This window comes from Herbiconiux sp. L3-i23 (assembly GCF_023734115.1).
Lineage (GTDB): Bacteria > Actinomycetota > Actinomycetes > Actinomycetales > Microbacteriaceae > Naasia.
Genome location: NZ_AP025737.1, coordinates 105,047 through 125,714, shown reverse-complemented (window position 1 = coordinate 125,714; position 20,668 = coordinate 105,047). Strand labels below are relative to the sequence as shown.

General features: G+C 68.4%; 24 protein-coding genes. 10 read left to right on the top strand and 14 right to left on the bottom strand.

The genetic code is table 11. From position 1 onward, the window contains the following. The first annotated feature begins 20 nt into the window (after positions 1-20). Positions 21-2,129, top strand: coding sequence for an ATP-dependent DNA helicase RecQ (locus tag NGH83_RS00640; RefSeq protein WP_251857165.1), 2,109 nt, complete (start codon positions 21-23; stop codon positions 2,127-2,129). Between the two features lie 15 nt (positions 2,130-2,144). On the opposite strand, the gene NGH83_RS00635 is transcribed toward NGH83_RS00640, so the two are convergent. Next, a complete protein-coding gene (locus NGH83_RS00635) occupies positions 2,145-2,318 on the bottom strand; it encodes a hypothetical protein (RefSeq protein WP_251857164.1) in 174 nt (57 codons plus the stop codon). Between the two features lie 312 nt (positions 2,319-2,630). Continuing rightward, positions 2,631-3,329 (bottom strand): RraA family protein, encoded by a 699-nt coding sequence (locus NGH83_RS00630; RefSeq protein WP_251857163.1) that lies wholly within the window; start codon positions 3,327-3,329, stop codon positions 2,631-2,633. Between the two features lie 211 nt (positions 3,330-3,540). Between NGH83_RS00630 and NGH83_RS00625 the strand changes: the two genes are divergently transcribed. Beyond that, complete coding sequence (locus tag NGH83_RS00625; RefSeq protein ID WP_251857162.1) at positions 3,541-4,551, top strand: o-succinylbenzoate synthase; 1,011 nt, start codon at positions 3,541-3,543, stop codon at positions 4,549-4,551. Here NGH83_RS00625 and ccsB read toward each other — a convergent pair. From ccsB to NGH83_RS00600, 5 genes are read right to left on the bottom strand one after another with little or no spacing between them, the layout of a single operon-like run. Then, complete coding sequence (gene ccsB / locus NGH83_RS00620) at positions 4,536-5,516, bottom strand: c-type cytochrome biogenesis protein CcsB (protein ID WP_371872711.1); 981 nt, start codon at positions 5,514-5,516, stop codon at positions 4,536-4,538. The two genes, NGH83_RS00625 and ccsB, sit on opposite strands and share 16 nt — an antisense overlap. Positions 5,517-5,526: 10 nt before the next feature. Further along, positions 5,527-7,176, bottom strand: coding sequence for a cytochrome c biogenesis protein ResB (locus NGH83_RS00615; protein ID WP_251857161.1), 1,650 nt, complete (start codon positions 7,174-7,176; stop codon positions 5,527-5,529). Further along, complete coding sequence (locus tag NGH83_RS00610) at positions 7,160-7,912, bottom strand: cytochrome c biogenesis CcdA family protein (RefSeq protein WP_251858559.1); 753 nt, start codon at positions 7,910-7,912, stop codon at positions 7,160-7,162. The genes NGH83_RS00615 and NGH83_RS00610 overlap by 17 nt, the downstream gene beginning before the upstream one ends. Further along, a complete protein-coding gene (locus tag NGH83_RS00605) occupies positions 7,912-8,484 on the bottom strand; it encodes a TlpA family protein disulfide reductase (protein ID WP_371872709.1) in 573 nt (190 codons plus the stop codon). The genes NGH83_RS00610 and NGH83_RS00605 overlap by 1 nt, the downstream gene beginning before the upstream one ends. A 17-nt stretch (positions 8,485-8,501) precedes the next feature. Continuing rightward, positions 8,502-9,140, bottom strand: coding sequence for a histidine phosphatase family protein (locus NGH83_RS00600; protein WP_251857160.1), 639 nt, complete (start codon positions 9,138-9,140; stop codon positions 8,502-8,504). Between the two features lie 354 nt (positions 9,141-9,494). On the opposite strand from NGH83_RS00600, the gene aspS reads away from it, so the two are divergent. Then, complete coding sequence (gene aspS / locus NGH83_RS00595; protein WP_251858557.1) at positions 9,495-10,790, top strand: aspartate--tRNA(Asn) ligase; 1,296 nt, start codon at positions 9,495-9,497, stop codon at positions 10,788-10,790. 39 nt (positions 10,791-10,829) lie between these two features. Here the strand turns inward: aspS and NGH83_RS00590 are convergent, their stop codons facing one another. From NGH83_RS00590 to NGH83_RS00575, 4 genes are all read right to left on the bottom strand, one after another. Then, the gene (locus tag NGH83_RS00590) at positions 10,830-11,099 is read right to left on the bottom strand and encodes a glutaredoxin family protein (RefSeq protein ID WP_251857159.1); all 270 of its coding nucleotides are present in this window, start codon (positions 11,097-11,099) and stop codon (positions 10,830-10,832) included. 77 nt (positions 11,100-11,176) lie between these two features. Next, the gene (locus NGH83_RS00585; RefSeq protein ID WP_003792170.1) at positions 11,177-11,275 is read right to left on the bottom strand and encodes a 30S ribosomal protein bS22; all 99 of its coding nucleotides are present in this window, start codon (positions 11,273-11,275) and stop codon (positions 11,177-11,179) included. A 108-nt stretch (positions 11,276-11,383) separates the two neighbouring features. Then, positions 11,384-11,572, bottom strand: coding sequence for an AlpA family transcriptional regulator (locus NGH83_RS00580; protein ID WP_251857158.1), 189 nt, complete (start codon positions 11,570-11,572; stop codon positions 11,384-11,386). A 142-nt stretch (positions 11,573-11,714) separates the two neighbouring features. Beyond that, positions 11,715-12,152, bottom strand: a complete 438-nt coding sequence (locus NGH83_RS00575; protein WP_251857157.1) for a helix-turn-helix transcriptional regulator — start codon at positions 12,150-12,152, stop codon at positions 11,715-11,717. Positions 12,153-12,237: 85 nt separating this feature from the next. Here NGH83_RS00575 and NGH83_RS00570 point away from each other — a divergent pair, with 85 nt between their 5' ends. Both NGH83_RS00570 and NGH83_RS00565 read left to right on the top strand, forming a co-directional pair. Continuing rightward, positions 12,238-13,662 (top strand): TrkH family potassium uptake protein, encoded by a 1,425-nt coding sequence (locus tag NGH83_RS00570; protein WP_251857156.1) that lies wholly within the window; start codon positions 12,238-12,240, stop codon positions 13,660-13,662. Next, positions 13,655-14,323, top strand: a complete 669-nt coding sequence (locus NGH83_RS00565; RefSeq protein ID WP_251857155.1) for a TrkA family potassium uptake protein — start codon at positions 13,655-13,657, stop codon at positions 14,321-14,323. Before NGH83_RS00570 ends, NGH83_RS00565 begins: the two co-directional genes overlap by 8 nt. Before the next feature lie 154 nt (positions 14,324-14,477). Here NGH83_RS00565 and proC read toward each other — a convergent pair whose 3' ends face one another. Further along, positions 14,478-15,338, bottom strand: a complete 861-nt coding sequence (gene proC / locus NGH83_RS00560; RefSeq protein ID WP_256470109.1) for a pyrroline-5-carboxylate reductase — start codon at positions 15,336-15,338, stop codon at positions 14,478-14,480. Positions 15,339-15,386: 48 nt separating this feature from the next. On the opposite strand from proC, the gene NGH83_RS00555 reads away from it, so the two are divergent. Then, on the top strand, positions 15,387-15,680 hold the full coding sequence (locus NGH83_RS00555; RefSeq protein WP_251857154.1) for a hypothetical protein: 294 nt from the start codon (positions 15,387-15,389) through the stop codon (positions 15,678-15,680). 19 nt (positions 15,681-15,699) lie between these two features. On the opposite strand, the gene tadA is transcribed toward NGH83_RS00555, so the two are convergent. Next, the gene (gene tadA, locus NGH83_RS00550) at positions 15,700-16,164 is read right to left on the bottom strand and encodes a tRNA adenosine(34) deaminase TadA (RefSeq protein WP_256470108.1); all 465 of its coding nucleotides are present in this window, start codon (positions 16,162-16,164) and stop codon (positions 15,700-15,702) included. Between the two features lie 77 nt (positions 16,165-16,241). Here tadA and upp point away from each other — a divergent pair, with 77 nt between their 5' ends. The 3 genes from upp (at position 16,242) to NGH83_RS00535 (ending at position 18,666) form a co-directional block, all read left to right on the top strand. Then, positions 16,242-16,877, top strand: a complete 636-nt coding sequence (gene upp / locus NGH83_RS00545) for a uracil phosphoribosyltransferase (protein ID WP_251857152.1) — start codon at positions 16,242-16,244, stop codon at positions 16,875-16,877. A gap of 353 nt (positions 16,878-17,230) precedes the next feature. After that, the gene (locus NGH83_RS00540; protein WP_251857151.1) at positions 17,231-17,944 is read left to right on the top strand and encodes a winged helix-turn-helix domain-containing protein; all 714 of its coding nucleotides are present in this window, start codon (positions 17,231-17,233) and stop codon (positions 17,942-17,944) included. A gap of 290 nt (positions 17,945-18,234) precedes the next feature. Further along, complete coding sequence (locus NGH83_RS00535; protein WP_251857150.1) at positions 18,235-18,666, top strand: MarR family winged helix-turn-helix transcriptional regulator; 432 nt, start codon at positions 18,235-18,237, stop codon at positions 18,664-18,666. 740 nt (positions 18,667-19,406) lie between these two features. Here the strand turns inward: NGH83_RS00535 and NGH83_RS00530 are convergent. Beyond that, on the bottom strand, positions 19,407-19,760 hold the full coding sequence (locus NGH83_RS00530; protein WP_251857149.1) for a DUF6804 family protein: 354 nt from the start codon (positions 19,758-19,760) through the stop codon (positions 19,407-19,409). Positions 19,761-20,008: 248 nt separating this feature from the next. Between NGH83_RS00530 and NGH83_RS00525 the strand changes: the two genes are divergently transcribed. Beyond that, positions 20,009-20,623 (top strand): hypothetical protein, encoded by a 615-nt coding sequence (locus NGH83_RS00525; RefSeq protein WP_251857148.1) that lies wholly within the window; start codon positions 20,009-20,011, stop codon positions 20,621-20,623. Positions 20,624-20,668 lie beyond the last annotated feature (45 nt).

The window sequence follows — 20,668 nt, the reverse complement described above, 5'->3', positions numbered from 1 at the left end:
CGGCCTGGCAGGCTTGGGAGATGGATACCCGCGTCGCTGCCGAATCCGCACTCCGCGAGCTGGTCGGTCGGCCCGACGCGGTCTTCCACGACGGCCAGTTCGAGGCGATCTCGGCGCTCGTAGACGATGCCCGGCGGGCGCTGGTCGTGCAGCGCACCGGCTGGGGCAAGTCGGCGGTCTACTTCGTCGCCACCCGACTGCTGCGCGACCGCGGGGCCGGGCCCACACTGCTCGTCTCCCCGCTGCTCGCGTTGATGCGCGATCAGGTCGCCGCCGCCGCGCGCGCGGGAGTGCGGGCGGTCGCCATCAACTCGGCCAACGCCCACGAGTGGGACGACGTTCGCGCTCAGATCGCGCGCGACGAGGTGGACGTGCTGCTGGTGTCGCCGGAGCGTCTCAACAATCCGACCTTCCGCGACGAGCAACTGCCCGAGCTGGTCGATCGCACCGGGCTCGTCGTGGTCGACGAGGCGCATTGCATCTCCGATTGGGGTCACGACTTCCGACCCGACTACCGCCGGTTACGCGAACTGATCGAGCGGATTCCGACCGGCGTTCCCGTGCTGGCGACGACGGCCACGGCGAATGCCCGAGTCGTCGCCGATGTCGCCGAGCAGCTCGGCGCGGCAGGGCCCGCCGCCGGTGCGGTGCTGACCATCCGCGGGCCGCTCGCACGGAGCTCGCTCCGCCTCGGCGTCCTGAGACTGCCCAATGCCGCGGCCCGGCTCGGCTGGCTCATGGCGCATATCAGCGAGTTGCCGGGCAGCGGCATCATCTACGCCCTCACCGTCTCGGCGGCCGAGGACACCGCGCGGCTGCTGCGCGAAGCAGGCCACGAGGTCCTCGCTTACACGGGTCAGACCGACCCCGACCAGCGCGAACAGGCCGAAGAGTTGCTCGAGCAGAACAGGGTCAAGGCGCTCGTCGCGACGAGCGCCCTCGGCATGGGCTTCGACAAGCCCGATCTCGGCTTCGTGCTGCACCTCGGCGCCCCGAGCTCGCCGGTGGCTTACTACCAGCAGGTCGGACGCGCCGGACGTGCCACAGAGAACGCCGACGTCCTGCTGCTTCCCGGCCCCGAGGATCCGGATATCTGGCAGTACTTCGCTACCGCGGCGATGCCCACTCAGGAGCGGGCCGAAGCGGTGCTGCGGGAACTCGGCGACGAGCCTCTCTCCACCCCGGCGCTCGAAGCGCTGGTCGACATCCGGCGATCGCGGCTCGAGCTGCTGCTGAAGGTCCTCGACGTCGACGGCGCGGTGCGGCGGGTGCGAGGCGGATGGGTGTCGACGGGAACGCCGTGGTCGTACGACGCCGACCGTTACGACCGGATCGCCGAGGCGCGCACGGCCGAGCAGCAGCACATGCTCGATTACGAGACGACCGACGGTTGTCGTATGGAGTTCCTGCAGCGCACGCTCGACGATCCGAGCGCAGCACCGTGCGGGCGATGCGACCGGTGCGCCGGCGCCTGGTACCCGACCGACGTCCCGGAGGACTCGAGCCGGGAGGCCACCCAGTCGCTCGACCGCGTGGGCGTCGTCGTCGAGCCGCGTGCGCAGTGGCCGACGGGCGCGAGCTCCCGCGGCGTGCCGGTTCGAGGCAACCTGCCGCAGACCGAACGAGCCGGTGAAGGCCGCGCACTCGCTCGACTCACCGACCTCGGCTGGGGAGGACCGCTCCGCGAGCTCTTCGCCGCCGGGGCGCCCGACCAGCCGGTGACGCAGGGCATGCTCGAGGCCTGCGTACGGGTCCTCGCCGAGTGGAAGTGGGACGAACGACCGGTTGGCATCGTCACGATGCCGAGCCGCAGCCGCCCGCTGCTCATCGACTCTGTCGCCGACGGGCTCGCCCGAATCGGCAGGCTGCCGCGTCTCGGGGCGCTCGAGCGCGCAGGCGAAGGGGGCGCACCCGGCGAGACCGGCAACAGCGCCTACCGTCTGGGCTCGGTCTGGCCGGCGTTCCGGGTCGGCGACGGACTCGTGTCCGAGCTGGCTTCGGCGACGGGGCCCGTGCTGCTGATCGACGACCTGGCCGACAGCCGCTGGACTCTCACGGTCGCAGCGCGCCTGCTGCGCGGCGCCGGCGCGCCGGCCGTGCTCCCGTTCGTGCTCGCCCTGCGCAGCTGATCGGCCCCTCCAGGGCTACTCGACCACGCGAGAGGTTTCTCCCTTGGATTCTCTCTCTGTGGCGACCGCTGCGTCGCGCACCTCGTCGGCGTCGATCTGGTCTTGTCGACCGTCGCGCTTCTCCTGGGCGGTGGCGTCTTCGGCCCCGTCCATCACGGGCTGATCCTGAGTCGGTTCGTCCTTCGGCACGCTCGCACACTATGCCGCGGAACTGATGCTTCCCTCTGTCATCGACTCGGTCGCCGACGGGCTCGCCAGAATTGGCTAGCTGCCGCGGCCTGAGACGCTCGAGCGGACAGACAGGGAGGGGTATCCGGCGAGACCCGCAACAGCGCCTACCGCTTGGGCTCGGTCGTGCTCCCGTTCGTGCTCGAGGCAATGGGAGTGGCTGTCGGTCGAGACGAACGGCTGAGATTGATGCGGGGCGCTCCGGCGCCCGCATCAACCGACCGTGAAAAACCGACCGGGTGTCCCATCGTCACATCGAGGGTCGCTGACCTGCTACTCCTCCACGGCGGCGCCGACACCCCTGAGGTGTTCACGGAACGTGAGGCCCCCCTCGACGCGGGCGGCCAGGTACTCCGTGAAGCGCGTCTGTCGGCGCAGGCTGGTGCCATTGCGCATCAGGTGCGCCTGCCTCCGCTCCGTGTCGCGGATCTCTGCCGCCTTGTCGGCGATTTCCTCGGCCCGGTCGAACGGGAGGAAGACCGCGCCGTCGTCGTCGGCCAGCACGAAGTCGGCGCGGGTGAGAAGGTGCTCTCCGCAGTGCGCGCTCTCGAGAGCATCCGCCGACGACGGGGACGCGGTGGCCGGTCCGGTGGGAAGAGTTCCGAGGCTCAGCAGGGGGAGACCGATCTCCCGCAACTCGGGCGTATCGCGATGCAGACCCCAGATCACGATCCCCGCCAGCCCGGCGCCGAGCGCCTCAAGGGCGACGAGGTCACCCACGCACGCCTCATCGAGACGACCGCCGTTGTCGACCACCAGCACATCCCCCTCCTCCGCGTGCTCGAACGCTTCGAGGAAGACGTCGACGCTTCCGCTGTGCCGCGCGGGTCGCACCCGTCCGACGAAGTGAGTGTTAGCCGAGACCGGACGGGTTCCGGCCGGGACGCAGCGCACCTCGATTCCGAGTCGCATGCAGGCGTCGGCGACGTGCGGAGTCGTGAGGTCGAGGTACGCGGCGAGGGGGTTCGACATGACGGTTTCCTTCTTTCGTGCCGCTGGGATGTTGGATGGAAGCGGACACAACGCGCCCATCAGGGGCGGTCGTCGTCCAGGCCAGCATGCTCCTGTTGACGATGAGCGGCACGTCAACTCCGTCAGCGGACGGGAGTAGGTGATTCCGCCGCACGGTTGCGGCAACGATCTGACAGGCGATTCCCGCAGCGCTGACGGCAGAATCGATCGCATGCGTCCCGATATCGATGATGTGTTAACCGATCTTCACGTCGTCGAGCTGCCGCTGCGGCGGCGCTTCCGCGGAATCGAGCGACGGGAAACCGCACTCCTTCGCGGGCCGCACGGCTGGTCGGAGTTCTCGCCGTTCGTCGAGTACGACGACCGGGAGTCGTCGCGCTGGTTGCGAGCGGCGATCGAGTTCGGCTGGGAGGAGGCACCCGCGCCGATTCGCGGCCGGATTCCCGTGAACGCGACAGTGCCCGCCGTTCCGGCCGACGACGTCGCAGAGGTGCTCGACACTTTTCCGGGTGCTCGAACGGCGAAGGTGAAGGTCGCCGAGCGCGGGAGCGAGCTCGCCGACGACCTCGCCCGTGTGGCGGCGGTCCGCCAGGCGCTCGGTGGCGCCGGACGGATCAGGGTGGACGCGAACGGCGCCTGGAACGTCGACGAGGCGGAGCACGCGATCCGACAACTCGAACGGTTCGATATCGAGTACGTCGAGCAGCCCTGCGCGACCCTCGACGAGCTCGCCGAGTTGCGAGGCCGCATCCGGCGGATCGGCATCGACATCGCCGCCGACGAGGGTCTGCGCAAGGCCGATGACCCCGACTCGGTCGACCTCTCCGACGCCGCGGACATCGTCATCGTCAAGGCCGCGCCGCTCGGCGGTATCGGTCCTGCACTCCGCCATGCCGCCCGACTGGGCCTTCCCGTCGTCGTGTCGAGCGCGCTCGAGACCTCGGTCGGACTGGCCATGGGTGCCCAACTCGCCGCGGCCCTGCCCGACCTCCGCTTCGACTGCGGGCTTGGCACCGCCGCGCTTCTTGCGGCGGACGTCACCGACCGGCCGCTGCTCCCCTTCGACGGCGGGATCGACGTGCGACGGGTGGAACCCGACCCCGCTCTGCTCGAGCGGTGGGCGGCGTCACCCGAGAGGACCGCCTGGTGGCGTGCGCGGATCGAGCGTACCCACGCGCTCCTCGCCGCCATTCCGACGACGGAGGATCAGAGTCCCGAGTAGGCGTGCAGTCCCTTGAAGAACACGTTGACGATGCCGAAGTTGAAGAGCACCGCCGAGAAGCCGATGATCGCGAGCCAGGCCGACCGTGAGCCGCGCCAGCCCTTCGTCGCACGGGCGTGGATGTAGCCGGCGTAGATGACCCAGATGATGAAGGTCCACACCTCTTTGGTGTCCCAGCCCCAGTAGCGGCCCCACGCGTGCTCGGCCCAGATGGCGCCCGCGATGAGGGTGAAGGTCCAGAACACGAAACCGATGACGATCACGCGGTAGGCCGTGTTCTCGAGGGCCTTCGCGCTCGGGATGGCGCCCGGAAGGCGGAACCGGCTCGGGGCCGCGCCGCCCTCGCGACGGGTCTGCAGCAGCTGCACCACCGACAGGGCGAACCCGATCGTGTAGAACGCGGTGGCGAGGATCGCGACCAGCACGTGGATGACGAGCCAGTACGACTGCAGCGCCGGCGGCAGCGGAACGACGTCGACGCGGAACGCGACGGTCGTGATGCCCAGGAGGATGACGACGAGGCCCGTGACGATGGCGCCGAGGAAGCGGAGGTCGCGCCGGAGCAGCGTCAGCAGGAAGACGCCCATGATGAGAAGCGTGCCCGTCATGGCGAACTCGTACATGTTCGCCCAGGGCACCCGCTCGGCGGCGATGCCGCGCAGCACGGTCGCCCCGAGCTGCAGGAGCCAGCCGATGACGGCCAGCACGACGCCGATCCGCAGCGCCACCGACTCCTTGGTGCGGCCCAGGGCGCCGGCCTTGTCGACGGTCTCGGTGCGCTGGATGGTCGCGACCCCGCCGGAGGCGCGGGCGGCGGCGATGCGCTCGGCACCTGACACCGCCACGTCGCCGACGCGGGCGGAACGACGCGCGAGGTCGAGGGTGAACGCGATGAACGCGAGGGCGTAAACACCCATCGCGGAAAAGAGGAGGACGACCGAGATCTCGTCGAGGGCCTGCGTCACGCTGGTAAGCCTACGTCCTGGGCGGCGCGACGGGGCTGTCGGGCCGCACGCTCACCCGGTCGAGCGCCTCGGCATGGGCGTCGGCGAGCTCGGTGACCGCCTCTCCGAGTCGAGGGTCTTCCCCCCGCGCGAGGCCCGCGTACTGCAGCTCGATCTCGCCATCGGAGGTGCGCACGGCCTTCACCCAAAGGCGACGTCGCGGGATGAAGAGCGAGGTCAGAAGCCCGGCCAGCACGAGCACGGCGAACGCCAGCACGAACAGCTGCGACGGATCGTGGTGGATCTCGAGGGAGGCGAACCGGCTCACTCCGTCGAAGGTCACGGTGCCGAGGCCGTTCGGGAGTTCGGCGCTCTCGCCCTCGCGCAGCTGCAGCCCGGGCACGTCGGCGTCGATGCCCGCGATCTGCTCGAGATCGTCGGTATCGAGCGCGTATACCGAACGCGGAATGCCCTCGTCGAGACCGAGATCGCCCGAGTACACGTTGAAACTCAGCACCGGATCGTCGAGGTCGGGGAAGGCCGACGCGAGTGCGCCGCTGTCGAGTTCGACCGGCGTCGGATAGAAGAACCCGACCATGCCGATCTGCTCGGCCAGGCCGTCGGGAACCTTTACGATGCCGACGGAGGTGAGCTGCGCATCCTGCGGAAGGAAGGGCACCGAACCCGAGAACACCACATCGCCATCGGGATCCGTCACGGTGATCCGCGGGGCGTACCCATTGCCGAGCAGGAAGACGTCGGTGCCGTCCTCGCGCAGCGGTTCGTTGACCTTGATCTGCTCCGCCCGCTGCGCACCGTCGGGTTCGGTCACCGTGACCGACGCGGTGTAGTCGAGGGGAGCGCCGATCGCGTTCTCGTTGTCGGTCTCGTACTGAACGTCGAGACCGTCGAGCTGCAACCGGTACGGCACCAGCGAGGCGTCGGAGATCAGCCGGCCCCGGTTGAAGGAGTCGTAACCGCCGATGTAGTTGACGAAGGGCTCCCCCTCGACGACGACCTTCTGACCGCTGTAACCGAAGCTGCCTCCGAGCGCGACGCCGACGAGGATGCCGACGAGCGAGGCGTGGAACACCAGGTTGCCGGTCTCGCGCAGGTAGCCGCGCTCAGCGGAGACCGAGTCGCCGTACCGTTCGACCCGGTAGCGACGGGAGCGCAGCAGCTTCTCGGCACTCGACACGGCGTCGTCGACCGAGGCCGACGACGTCCGGACCTCGTGGTGCTCGAGACGCTGCAGCCGCGCCGGTGTCCGCGGCGGCTTCGCGCGCATCGCCTTCCAGTGGTGCGAGACACGCGGGACGACGCAGCCGATCAGCGACACGAACAGCAGCAGATAGATCGCGGAGAACCACACCGAGGTGTAGACGTCGAAGCCTTGCAGCGCGTCGATCACCGGGAACAGGTCGGGGTGGTCGGTCTCGTACTGGCTGACGCCGTTCGGGTCGGACGATCGTTGAGGCACCAGAGACCCGGGCACGGCGGCGATGGCGAGGAGCAGCAGCAGGAACAGCGCCGTGCGCATGCTCGTGAGCTGGCGCCACGCGAAGCGCAGCCAGCCGACGACACCGAGCTTCGGCCCGCCGATGACCTCCTGCTCCGCCTCGTCGATGTGGTCGGAGGGGCGCTTGGGCTCAGCGGCTCTGGGGTCAGAGGGGCGTGCCATAGTCGCCGATCACCGCCCCGAGCTGCAGCATCCAGGCGTTCCAGAGGCCTGCCACCATGAGGACGCCGATGATGATCAGCACGACTCCGCCGACGATGTTCACGGCGCGGATGTGGCGGCGCAGCCAGCCGATCGCTCCGGCGGCCCAGCTCAGCCCGAGCGCGACCAGCACGAACGGCAGCCCGAGGCCGAGCGCGTAGGCGAGGCCGAGGAGCGCGCCCTGCACCGGCGATCCGCCACCGAAGCTGAGGCTGAGGATGGTGGCGAGCGTCGGTCCCATGCACGGGGTCCATCCGACCGCGAAGACCGCCCCGAGCAGCGGAGCGCCGACCAGGCCGGCCACTGGGCGCCAGGTCGACTTGACCTCGCGTTGCAGCAGGCCGAAGCGGCCGACGAAGACGAGCCCCATGACGATGACGACGGCGCCGGCGATGCGGGTGATGAGGTCGCGCCACTGGATGAGCCAGAACCCGGCGGCGCCGAAAGCGATCCCGAAGAGGACGAAGACCGCGGCGAATCCGAGCACGAACAGCCCGGCCCCGAGCACGACCCGTCGACGGTCGCTGCGGGCGCGGTCGGCGGGGGCGACCCCGTCGGTGAACCCGCCGACGTACGCCAGGTATCCGGGCACCAAGGGGAGCACGCACGGGGACGCGAACGAGACGAGGCCCGCCAGCAGCGCCACGGGGATCGCGAGCAGGAGCGGACCTGCGACGACGGACTCGATGCCGCCCATCATGCAGTCTCGTCGGCCGTCTCGCGGATGATCGTCTCGAGGATGCTCGGCTCGGTCACCTGCCCGAGGATGCGGGCGGCGACCCGGCCCCCACGGTCGAGCACGAGAGTGGTCGGCACCGCGTTCGGTGGAATGCGGGCGCTGAACGCCAGCTGCACTCCGGCGTCCTTGTAGTCGAGGATGCTCGGGTAGGTCACTCCGAACTCTTCGGCGAAGGTCAACGCGGTCCCCGCCTCGTCGCGGGTGTTGACGCCCACGAACTGCACCCCGTCGGCCGCGGAGTCCTCGGCGATCGACTGCAGGTCTCTCGCCTCGGCGCGGCAGGGCGGGCACTGAGCGTACCAGAAGTTGACGACGAGCACGTCTCCGAGCGCGTCGGTCGACGAGAACTCGTCGCCGCTCTCGGTGGCGCCCTCGAATTCGACGGGCTCGCCGCGCGAGTCGACCCCGAAGGTCTCGACCGTGCCGTCACCCGCGATGTAGTCCTTGCCGCTGCCCTCGCGGTACTGATCGGCGAGCGGGTCGCTGGCGCACCCGGCCAGCAGCAGTGCGGTCGCGGCGACGATAGCCAAGAGGCCCCGTGTCTTCCTCATACCGCTCCCTCATCGACGGCGCCCTGAGCGAGGCCGGCGGCCGGGTCGCTGTACGACGTCTCGACGAATCGGTCGCCCCGCTTCTCGAGCGTGGTGATGCTCGACAGCGAGCATCGGCGGCGGCGGGGGTCGTGGTAGAGACGGTCGCCGCTCAACCGCCGGTGCACCATCCAGATCGGCAGCTGGTGCGAGACGATGACGACCTCGCCGTCATCGACGGAGTCGTAGGCGTCGGAGATCGCGGCGAGCATGCGGTCGGCGATCTGCACGTACGGTTCGCCCCAGCTCGGCTGCAACGGGTTGCGCACCCACTGCCAGAGCTCCGGCTTCGCGAACATCGCGGGCCCGAATCGCACGCGTGTGCCCTCGAACTTGTTCCACGGCTCGATCACGCGCTCGTCGGTGGCGATGTCGAGACCGAAACGTTCGGACCACGGCGCCGCGGACTCCTGCGTGCGCTGCAGCGGCGACGCGACGAGGCGCGTGATGGGGCGATCGGCAAGCGAAGTTGCCGCGGCGCCGGCCATCCTCGTTCCGAGTTCGGAGAGGCCGAACCCCTCGATGCGCCCGTAGAGCACACCCGTCGGGTTGTGCACCTCGCCGTGACGCACGAGATGGATGGCACTGGCGGACACGGCCCTAAGTCTACGAGGCGTAGAACTCGCCGCTCCCCGCTCGAATCGAGGAGTTCCGGAAGGAAACGGGCGGCGACCGCATCTCCTCGAGCGCCCGGTCCGGCAGTCCTCTCCCCTTCTTTCTGACCGAATGCAGGAGATTCTGGTGTCGGAGGGTCGAAAGGGGCCGGATCCGGGGCCGTCACGGCAATTTCTCCTGCATTCGGTCAGGGCCGAAGCGGGAGGGCTGACCGAATCAAGGAGATCAGGCCCTTCGACCCCCTCCGATCGGCATGAACGTGTGACTCGAGCCCGCTTTTTCCTTGATTCGGTCAGCAGACAGCCCGAGTAAGCTTTGTCGCCGTGACTCGCACCCTGATCAAGCACCTGTCCGGCCTCGACGACGGCCCCGTAACCGTCGCGGGCTGGGTCGAGACCGTCCGCGATCAGAAGAAGGTGCAGTTCGTCATCCTCCGCGACGAGAGCGGCTCTGTTCAGCTGGTGCGCCCCCGGCCCGCCGAAGATGACGCGATCGCGACGAGCATCTCCGAGCTCACCCTCGGCAGCTTCGTGAAGGTCACCGGCCAGCTGAAGCACGACGAGCGCGTCAAGCTCGGCGGCATCGAGGTCAAGATCGACGAGTTCGAGGTCGTCGGCAAGGCGCTTCCCGAGAACCCGATCGCCGACGACAGCAGCATCGACAAGCGGCTCGACTGGCGTTTCCTCGACCTGCGCCGCCCCGAGCAGAACCTCGTGTTCCGCATCCAGACCACGTTCGAGCACGCGCTGCGCACCTGGTGGGTCGAGCACGACTTCGTCGAGATCCACACCCCGAAGCTGATGGCGAGCGCGAGCGAGTCGCGCGCCGAGCTGTTCGAGCTCGGTTACTTCGAGGGCAAGGCGTACCTCTCGCAGAGCCCGCAGTTCTTCAAGCAGATGGCGCAGCCGGCCGGCTTCGGCTCGGTCTTCGAGATCGGTCCCGCGTTCCGCGCCGACCCGTCCTTCACCTCGCGGCACGCGACCGAGTTCACAAGCGTCGACGCCGAGATCAGCTGGGTCGACAGCGCCGAAGACGTCATGCAGATGCACGAGGCCCTCATCGTCGCGGGCTTCACCGCGGTCAAGGAGAAGCACGGCGACGAGATCAAGGCGCTCTTCGACGTCGACGTCGTCGTCCCCTCCACACCGTTCCCGCGTATCCCGCTCGCCGAGGCGAAGCGCATCGTGGCCGAGCGCGGATACACGGTGCCCCGCGCCGACGACGACATGGACCCCGAGGGCGAGCGCCAGATCTCGGCCTATGTGAAGGAGGAGCTCGGCAGCGAGTTCGTCTTCCTCACCGACTACGCCTCGAGCATCCGGCCGTTCTACCACCACCGCCACGACGACGACCCGTCGCTCACGCAGAGCTACGACCTCATCTTCAACGGCACCGAGATCTCGACGGGCGCTCAGCGCGAGCACCGCGTCGACGTCCTCATCGAGCAGGCGAAGGACAAGGGACTCGAGCCGGAAGAGCTCGACTTCTACCTCGACTTCTTCCGCTACGGAGTGCCCCCGCACGGCGGCTTCGGCATGGGTCTCAGCCGCGTGCTGATGCTGATGCTGCACCTGCCGAGCATCCGCGAGACCACGTACCTGTTCCGCGGCCCGAACCGCCTCCTCCCCTAGCCCACCTTCACCCCCGCGAGCTGTCGCGGGGGTGGGGGGTCAGTTCGGGACGGTGACGGCGGCGTCGAGTGCCCTGCGCAGGCGGCCCGAGTCGACGCGCCAGAACGCGTGCAATTCGGCGTCGATCAAGAGGACGGGGATGCGTTCGCCGTACTTCTCGACCAGCTCCGGGTCCTGCAGGATGTCGATCTCCTCGAGGTCGACCGCGCCTTCCGGGAACTCCGCGACCACCGTGTCGACGATCTCCTTCGCGACCTCGCACAGGTGACATCCGGGCTTGCCGTACAACGACAGGGAAGTGGCGCTCACCCGTTCAGCCTAAACGTCCCCGACATGACGAAAGCCGGGCACGAATGCCCGGCTCTCGTCGTTCGATCGGAAGCGATCTACTTCTTGTTGCGACGCTGGTGACGCGTCTTGCGCAGCAGCTTGCGGTGCTTCTTCTTCGCCATGCGCTTGCGGCGCTTCTTGATGACTGAACCCATGGATTTTCCTTCTAACGGATCTGTACGGACGACCGGGTCAGTACAGACCTCGGAAAACGTGCCCCCGCAGTCTACCGCAGGTGGACAACCGCCTTTCAGGCGGAGTTGTCAGGCAGTGTCCGCGACGTGATTCTCGATCGCGGCCTGCACCGCCGACTCGGGCACACGGAACGACCGGCCGAAGCGGATGGCGGGCAGCTCGCCCGAGTGCACGAGGCGGTAGACGGTCATGCGCGAGACGCGCATCATGTCCGCCACCTCGGCGACGGTGAGGAAGCGAGCATCGGCGAAAGACATCGCGGCATCCCCTCCCTTGTGCATTCACTACCGTTCCGTCAGCAGTCCGACGCGTGGCGCGCCGTGAGACACCGCAACTCCTGTGCAGCATGAAAACTCTAGGTGCAGATGTGACAACTGTAAAGAAGCCTGTGCAGCGCGATCAGGCGCCGTCGCGACGCAATCGAGCGGTGACCGACGAGACCCGGTGCCCGGCGGTGCCCGCGAATGCGCCGATGCGCGTCGCGACCCGGCGCAGGCGCGCGTTCAACATGACACCGTCGGCGTGGCCGTCCTCCGTCGGGTCGAAGTCGGCGCTGAGGAACGGCAGCAACCAATCCTCGACCGTCTCCAGCGGCGCGTAGTCGAGCCGGTAGAACCGGTGCTGACCCTGGTCGCGCACGGTGACCAGCGAGCTGTCGCGCAGCACCTTGAGGTGCTTCGACACGGTCGGTTGGCTGAGCCCCATCGAAGTGACGAGCTCGCCGACGCTCATCTCTCCGCCGTGAGGGGCATCGGCGCCCTCCACGTATCGCTCCAACAGAATGCGCAGCAGTTCGCGCCTCGTCACGTCGGCAATGACGTCGAAGATGTCCGCCATGGTGCAAGGGTAGGGCTCGGACGATTCCCGGCGCATCCCCGGATTCGTGCGGACCCGCCTAGCATGACTGACCGAGGAGGTCCGCATGGTGCAGACGATCGACAGACGCCCCATCGGCGTCCGCCTCCGCGACGGCTTCACCTACCTGGCCTCGCGCACGCCCGCGCGCTTCGCCATCGTGATCTTCGTCGGACTGATCCTGCTGTTCACGACGCTCCTGTCGCTGCCGATCATGTCGGCCAGTGGACGGCGCACCGATCTCGCGGACGCGCTCTTCACGGCGACCTCCGCGATCTGCGTCACCGGCCTCACCACCGTGGACACGGCGACGCACTGGTCGCCGCTCGGTCAGGTGGTCATCGTCATCGCGACCCAGCTCGGCGCGGTCGGTGTGCTGACACTCGCGTCCGTGATGGGACTCATCGTCTCCCGCCGGCTGGGACTCCGGCAGAAGCTGCTCGCCGCCGGCGACGTGAACCCGATGGCGCTGCAGCGCGGCGGCCAGGGCGACAGCCCCGCGTCGCGGCTCGGCGAGGTCGGCGGCCTGCTCGCGACCGTCGCCGTCAGCATGCTCGTCATCGAGGCGGCGCTCGCCATCCTGCTCTTCCCGCGCCTGCTCCTCGATGGGCTGCCCGTCGGCACCGCGGTCGTCGACGCGCTCTACTTCTCCGCGATGGCGTTCACCAACACCGGCTTCGTGTTCACCGACACCGGCCTCGCCCCCTACGCGACCGACTTCTACTTCCTCACCGTGCTGATGATCGGCGTCGTCCTCGGCGGGCTCGGCTTCCCCGTCATCTACGCGCTCAGCAAGAACTTCAAACGGCCTCGTCGCTGGTCGCTGCACGTCAAGCTCACCCTGCTGACGACCGGCATCCTCTTCCTGCTCGGCGCCGTCACCTACATGGCCCTCGAGGCAGGCAACGAGAAGTCGTTCGGCGGCGACGGTGTCGGCCACCTCGCCTTCCAATCGCTGTTCCTGTCGGTGATGACGCGGTCCGGCGGCTTCTCGACATTCGACACCGGCGACCTCAACCACTCGAGCATGCTCGTCACCGACATGCTGATGTTCATCGGCGGCGGATCCGCGTCGACCGCCGGTGGTATCAAAGTGACGACCATCGCGATCCTGTTCATCGCCGCGTTCGCCGAAGCGCGTGGCAGCGCATCGATGGAGGCGTTCGAGCGCAAGATCCCGGGCGACGTGCTCCGCCTCGCGGTCAGCGTCGTGCTGTGGGGCGCCACCACCGTCGCGCTGTCCTGCATCGTGCTGCTGCAGCTGCAGAAGGAAGCCAACCTCGACGCCGTCCTCTTCGACGTCATCTCCGCCTTCGGCACCTCCGGCCTGTCGAGCGGCTTCACGGCGACCCTCGAGGACCCCGGCAAGTACGTCCTCTCCGCGACGATGTTCATGGGCCGCATTGGTACAGTGACACTCGCCGCGGCACTCGCAGCGAGCCAGCGACGACAGCTGTTCAACCGTGCCGAGGAGAGGCCGATCGTTGGTTGACCGGATTCCGCACAACGCGCCGGTGCTCGTCATCGGTCTCGGCCGCTTCGGCGCCGCCACCGCCGGTCAGCTCGACCGACTCGACCGCGAGGTCCTCGCGATCGACGAGAACGCCGGACTCGTCCAGAAGTGGTCCGAGCGCATCACGCACGCCGTGCAAGCCGACGCCCGCAGCATCGACGCGCTCCGCCAGCTCGGCGCCGAGGAGTTCTCGATCGCCGTCGTGGCCGTCGGGTCGTCGATCGAGGCGAGCGTCCTCATTACCGCGAACCTCGTCGATCTGAAGATCCCGCAGATCTGGGCCAAGGCGATCTCGCAGTCGCACGGCAAGATCCTCGAGCGCATCGGCGCGAACCACGTCATCTACCCCGAAGCCGAGGCCGGCGAACGCGTCGCGCACCTCGTCTCGGGGCGGATGCTCGACTACATCCAGTTCGACGACGACTTCGCGCTGGTGAAGATGTACCCGCCCAAGCCCATCCGAGGGCTCTCGCTTACCCAGTCGGATGTGCGCCGCAAGTTCCGCATCACGGTCGTCGGCGTGAAGTCGCCGGGCAAACCCTTCACCTACGCGACCGCCGACACGGTCGTGTCGAACCACGACCTGATCATCGTCTCGGGCACCAACGCCGACATCGAGCGCTTCGCCTCCCTCGTCTGACCCCGCGCACCACTACCTCGGACCCTTGCCACCCCGGCGAGCTGGGCCCATCGCGCGCTTCAGCGCGAGGGAGGTGTGTTGGTGCGAGCGCGCCTGTTTGAACACCCGCGCTCGGAGCAACACACCGCGCTCGCGGGGGTCCGGTGGCAGGGGGTCAGCGGGGTCGGGTGCCGTACTGGGCGGCGAGTTCCGCTGAGCGGCGACGTGCCGCCTCCGCGGCGGCCTCGAGGATCTGAGGGACGTCGTTCGCGTCGAACACGGCGATCGCCTTCTCGGTCGTCCCGTTCGGGCTCGTGACCTTCGCGCGCAGAACCTCGGGCGCCTCACCGCTCTGCACGAGCAGCTCCGCAGCGCCTCGGAAGGTCTCGGCGGCGAGCGCCGTCGACAGCTCGGGGTCGAGGCCGAGCGTCGATCCGGCCGCGGCGAGCTTCTCGACGAGATAGAACACGTAGGCAGGACCCGAGCCCGAGATCGCCGTCAGAGCGTCGAGCTGCGCCTCTGGCACGCGATGCACGGTTCCGACCGTCGCGAAGACGCGGGCGACGAGATCGAGCGCCTTCGCGTCGGCTGCGGCGCCGGCGCTGAGGCCGGTGACCCCGAGGCCGACGGTGGCGGGAGTGTTCGGCATCGCCCGCACCACCGCGGTGCCGGGAAGCACCTCCTCGAGCGCGGCGGTGGGAACCCCTGCCGCGACGCTGACCACGATGGCCCCCTCCCGCACGGCGGACGCGATGTCCGCGGCGAGCGCCAGCACACCGGCCGGCTTCACCGCGAGGATCACGACATCGGCCTCACTCGCGGCGATCCGGTTCGCGTCGGGCGCGTGATCTACCGACGCGACGGAGAGGCCACCGCGCGAGGGCAGCTCGGCCGCCGACCTGGCGCTGCGCGTGGTGACCGCGATGCTGTCCGCCGTCACGCCGGGAGCCAGCAGGCCGGCGAGGATCGCGCGCCCCATCGAGCCGGCGCCGAGGAGGGCGATGCGGGGAAGGGAGTCGGGTCGCTGATCCTGCACGCGCCCATCCTAGGATTGGGGCAACCCTCGGATTCGAAGGCGGACGCAATGGCGACGACACCCGACCTCACGGCAATCGACACGGCGATCCACGCCGTCGGACCGATCAAGGGGGTGTCTGCACTGCACGCGCTCGAGCGCCCCGACGGCGGTCTCGTCGTGGTCGCGCGGGTCGGGCTCTCCCCCGCGCTGCGCCTCGCCGAGATCGTCTTCGCGATCAGCGAGGTCGAGCACGCCGTCCGCCAGGCCGACCCTCGCGTTCAGGCGGTCTTCGTCGAGCCGGACATCGCCGCCGACGCCGCGACACCCACCGAGACGATCGTCATCCGCGCGCTCGACTGACGCGGCCCGTCGCGACGGCTCATCCGTCGCGACGCTGCTCGAAGAACCGAGCGAGCAGAGCCGCCGACTCGTCGGCCATGATCCCGGTGAGCACGTCGACGCGGTGCGGCAGCCGTCGGTCGCGAAGCAGGTCGTAGACGGAGCCCGCGGCACCGGCCTTGTCGTCCCACGCCCCGTAGACGACCCGCGGCATGCGAGCGGCGAGCACGGCGCCGGCGCACATCGCGCACGGCTCGAGAGTGACGACGAGGGTGCAGTCGGCGAGGTTCCAATCACCGCGCTGCGCCGCCGCATTCCGAAGCGCGACGAGCTCGGCATGCGCGGTCGGATCTCCGGTGAGCTCGCGTTCGTTCCGGCCGACGCCGACGACGGCGCCCTCGGCATCGACCACCACTGCACCGACGGGCACGTCGTCGGAGCGCAGCGCGGCCTCGGCCTGGGCCAGAGCCGCAGTCATCCACCGTTCGGCGTCTGCTCGCTCCACTCGCGCCTCTCCGGGCCTGCGCTTCTCGCCGGCCCCCGCGGACCCCGGTTCTCCGGGGCCCTGGTTAGATTGACCCTATGCGAGTGCACGTGGCCGACCATCCTCTGATCACCCACAAGCTGACCGTGCTCCGGGACAAGTCCACCCCGTCGTCGATCTTCCGCGCCCTGACGGAGGAGCTCGTCACTCTGCTCGCCTACGAGGCCACCCGACTGGTGCGGGTCGAGGAGGTCGAGATCGAGACCCCCGTCGCCACGACGACCGGTGTCGCGATCGGCGACCCGAAGCCCCTCGTCGTGCCCATCCTGCGTGCCGGCCTCGGCATGCTCGACGGCATGGTGAAGCTCTTGCCGAGCGCCGAGGTCGGATTCCTCGGCATGGTCCGCAACGAGGAGACGCTCGAGCCGAGCGTCTACGCCGAGCGCCTCCCCGAGGATCTCTCGAACCGGCAGTGCTTCGTGCTCGACCCCATGCTGGCCACCGGCGGGTCGCTGCTCGCCGCGATCGAGTACCTGTTCGACCGGGGTGCGGTCGACGTCACGGCCATCTGCCTCCTCGCCGCGCCGGAGGGTCTCGCGATGATCGAGCAGGCGACGGCGGACCGTCAGGTGACGATCGTGCTCGGTGCTCTGGACGAGCGCCTCGACGACCACGGCTACATCATCCCGGGCCTCGGCGACGCCGGCGATCGCCTCTACGGCACCGTCTCCTGACCCTCCGCTCCGGCGGCGCGCCCGCCGGACCGGTTGACAACTCTCGCTCGGGTAGGCCATGCTCGACCGCATGTCTCACTATTCGCGCACCCTGACCTCCCTCGAGGCCCTGGGAACGACCGGCATGATGATGGCCGGCCGCGCGATGTCGTGTCGAATGTGCCGCTGAGCGAACCTTCCGACCGCTTTCCGAGGAGTTCTCCGCTCTGATCGAGCCCGCGTCCGCGGGTTCTCGAGCGCCTGAGGACTCCGGTTCCCATCGGGAACCGCGCGCCGAGGTCGTACTTCCTCGGCATCGCCGCCTTCTCCGGCGGCATCCGGCACCGCCACATCATCATCAGAGGTCTTCTCCCATGTCTCTCGTCCAGCTCGATCGTCCCGTCGCTCCCCTCCACCGCGTCGAAGCGCCCGCCGAACCGGCCGCGCCGACCGCCCCTCGTCTGCACGCCGTCCCCGCCGGCACCGAAGCGCGCGGATTCGCGCTGTACGTTGGAGTCGACGAAGCCAAGGCTGCGGCCGCGGGAATCGACCTGACCACGCTCGTGAATGCGCTCCGCGCCCTCACCGCGGAGCTCGTGCCCGGTTCCGAGACCCACGCCGCGGTGGCACTCGCCCCCACCCGGGCCGGTGGACGCGACGTCGATGTCGTTCGCCGCGCACTGCAGGAGCCCTCTGCTGTGGCCGGTCGTCGCCACGCCGCCGATGAGGACGAGCGGACGGCGAGTGCCGCCGGCGGCGTCACCATCGACATCTCCCGCAAGCGCGTCACCCTCGGCGCCGATACCGCCCCGCTGACCTTCAAAGAGTTCGAGCTGCTCCAGTTCCTGGTGCTGCGCGAGGGGCGCACGATCGACCGCCCCCAGCTGATCGAGGCCCTCTGGGCCCAGGGCGACGAGGACGCACCCAACGAGCGCACCATCGACGTGCACATCCGGCGCCTGCGCTCGAAGCTCGGCAACTACCAGTCGATCGTCCGCACCGTTCGCGGATCGGGATATCGCTTCGACCGTCACGCCGACGTGGTCGTCCGCCACTCGCTGCACGCTCCGAGCCCCGACCGGATCTGACTCGGAAGTCGTCGACTCAGACGATTCTCAGCGAAAAGATCCGACGGGTACTGGTGCGGCGTTACCTAACCGTTATATCTTTCTAAAGCGTTAGTTGTTTGCTGTGGCAGCTACCGCGGAATGTGATTGCAGGACACTCTTGGTGCAAGGGAGAGGGCCGGCCGCCAGCCTCTGCGGCCGGCCCTCAATCACGTCTACGGTCAGCGGATTCCTCCCTGATCTGCCCGATCCGGATGCGGCATCCTCCGCCGCCCACCCCTAGGGTGGGTTGCATCACCGAGGAGGGCAGCATGTCGAGCGTCGATGCGGTCAGCGCGTGGGAGTCCCTGTTCCGCGCGCAGGTCGCGGTCATGCGGCAACTCGCCGTGGAGTTCCCGCGCAGCATGTCGCTCAACGAGTACGACGTGCTCTTCAACCTGTCGCGGGCGCCGGAGCGCCGGTGCCGGTTGCGGGATCTCACCCAGCAGGTGCTGCTCACTCAGCCGAGCATCAGTCGACTCGTCGACCGGCTCGTCGTGCGAGGGCTGGTCGAGAAGTGGCCCGACGCGACCGATGGGCGCGGCACGCTCGTCGGCCTCACTCCCGCCGGCCTCGAAGCGTTCAGAACCGTCGCGATCGAGCATGCCCGATCGATCGAACGTCGCGTCGGCAGCGCCCTCGATGGCGACGAACTCGACGAGCTGAAGCGCCTCACCGACAAACTCCGCCGCGGCGACACCTGACCCCGGCCCTGCACTCTCGATACGGCGCTGGCGCGCCTACTCGACGACCGAATTCGGTCGTTGAGTAGCGACGGAGGAGCGTATCGAAACGGGTCGAGTAAGCGAAGCGCATCGAGACCACGGCGCTGAGATCTATAACTGCGCTCTCGATACGCTCGTTCCTCGCTACTCGAGCCGTCTCGATACGGCGCTTCGCGCCTACTCGACGACCGAGTCCCGTAGCGGCCAAGGAGCGTGTCGAATCCCTGGCGCAAGCGTGCGCCATGGGCCCAGGGTCGAGTGAGCGAAGCGCACCGAGACCGCCGCGCTCAGAGGTACGCCTTTAAACGACTCTGCCGGTGGCGGCTGGGCCGCCACCGGCAATAGTCAACAGAGAACCGGCGCGCAGAAAAGCGCCGTGCTGGGTGGGTAGTCCTGCTTCGTCTCGATGTTGGCCACGAGGTCATTGCCGACTGCCTACGCGGAAGTTGGGGGGTTTTCCCGCGTATCGGGTAGCTTTCGGGCTGACGGGTGGGGAAGCCTTTGCGTGCGCTCCGACTTCTTCCCACAACATATAGTGCCGATCCTGCTTTGAAACTGAAATGTCCCCCATATGGCGGACAGATCGTCGGAATTGTCCCCCTCGTCCGCCTCACCGTCTCAGCGAGCGCGCCGCTACTCCCCGCCATACCGCCGAACACGCACCCCACGTAGATCAGCGGGGGCCACCGTTGTCCCCCGTTCGGGGGGAGTGGAACGGTCTATCGGCGTCGCGGAGCCGGCTCGATCGGCGCGCGAAGCAGGAGTCCCGTCGCGAGAAAGACGGCGGCCGCGACGATGTGCAGCGCCGCGAAGACGGTGCCCTCGAGTGGCACGACGAAGACGGGATTCCACACGATGGCGATGACGACCACGGGGATCGACCACGGCCATCGAGCCGATTGCACCGCCATGACGGCGACGATGAGCGCCAGGATGCTCACCAGGTAGCGGATGACGGTGTAGCCGTCGGTACCGATCACGAACAGCCCCGCCATCACTGCCGCCGCTCCAAGGATCGAGGGCAGCAGAACGGGACGCCCGGTGCGTTCGGGCGTCGAAGGCTGTTTCGGCATGCTTCCATCATCGCGGGCCCGCTTCTCCATCGCTAACCAGCGTGCGATCGGTCACACCCAGACAACTGCCAGACTCCGGATTCATCCCCGCAATGACGCGGATCCAAGGGTGTCCGACCCTCGTTCGAGGGGCGTTTCGGGACTGTCCGACCAAACCGAATCGCGGACTCCCTCCGGACCCCTCATGCCTCGAGGGGAAGCCCGGGGCGCTACACCGAGAACAAGGAGTCACCACAATGAACACCTTCATGAAGCGGACTGGAATCGTTGGAGCCGCCGGCGCCGCCGCCGCAATCCTCACCGTCGGAGTCGTCATGCCCGCACAGGCATCGGAGTCGCACCGCGGCTCGGGCGACAGCTTCTCGTCGGTCTCGTCGAGCACCAAGCACACGCAGGACAACGACAGCTACAGCTCGGTCAACAAGATCCTCAACGACACCCTGAACGGATTCAACTCGCGGGACAACGACCGCAACGGCATCCTGAACGGTGACGACCACATCCTCAGCGGCGACAGCACCGTCGGCAACGTCGGCGACATCTCGCTCGGCGACATCGGCAACGTGAGCGACGTCGCGAACGGCAACTTCAGCGGCAACGAGGTCCTGAACGGCAACGACACGCTGAACGGCAACGAGTTCGGCAACGTCGACACCGGCGACATCGCGAGCGGCGACGTCTCGACCGGCGACATCGCCAGCGGCAACAGCGTCAACGGCGGCGACGTCAACGTCCTCAACGACGCCGAAATCCTCAACGACACGCTCGACGTGGTCGACAACACCCTGTCGAACACCCTCAACGACGTGCTCAACACCGACCGCGGCTCGCAGTGGGGCGGCGGCGACTGGCAGAAGTGGTGACGACCACCACCTTCTGACTGAAGAAGGCCGACACCGGATTACGGT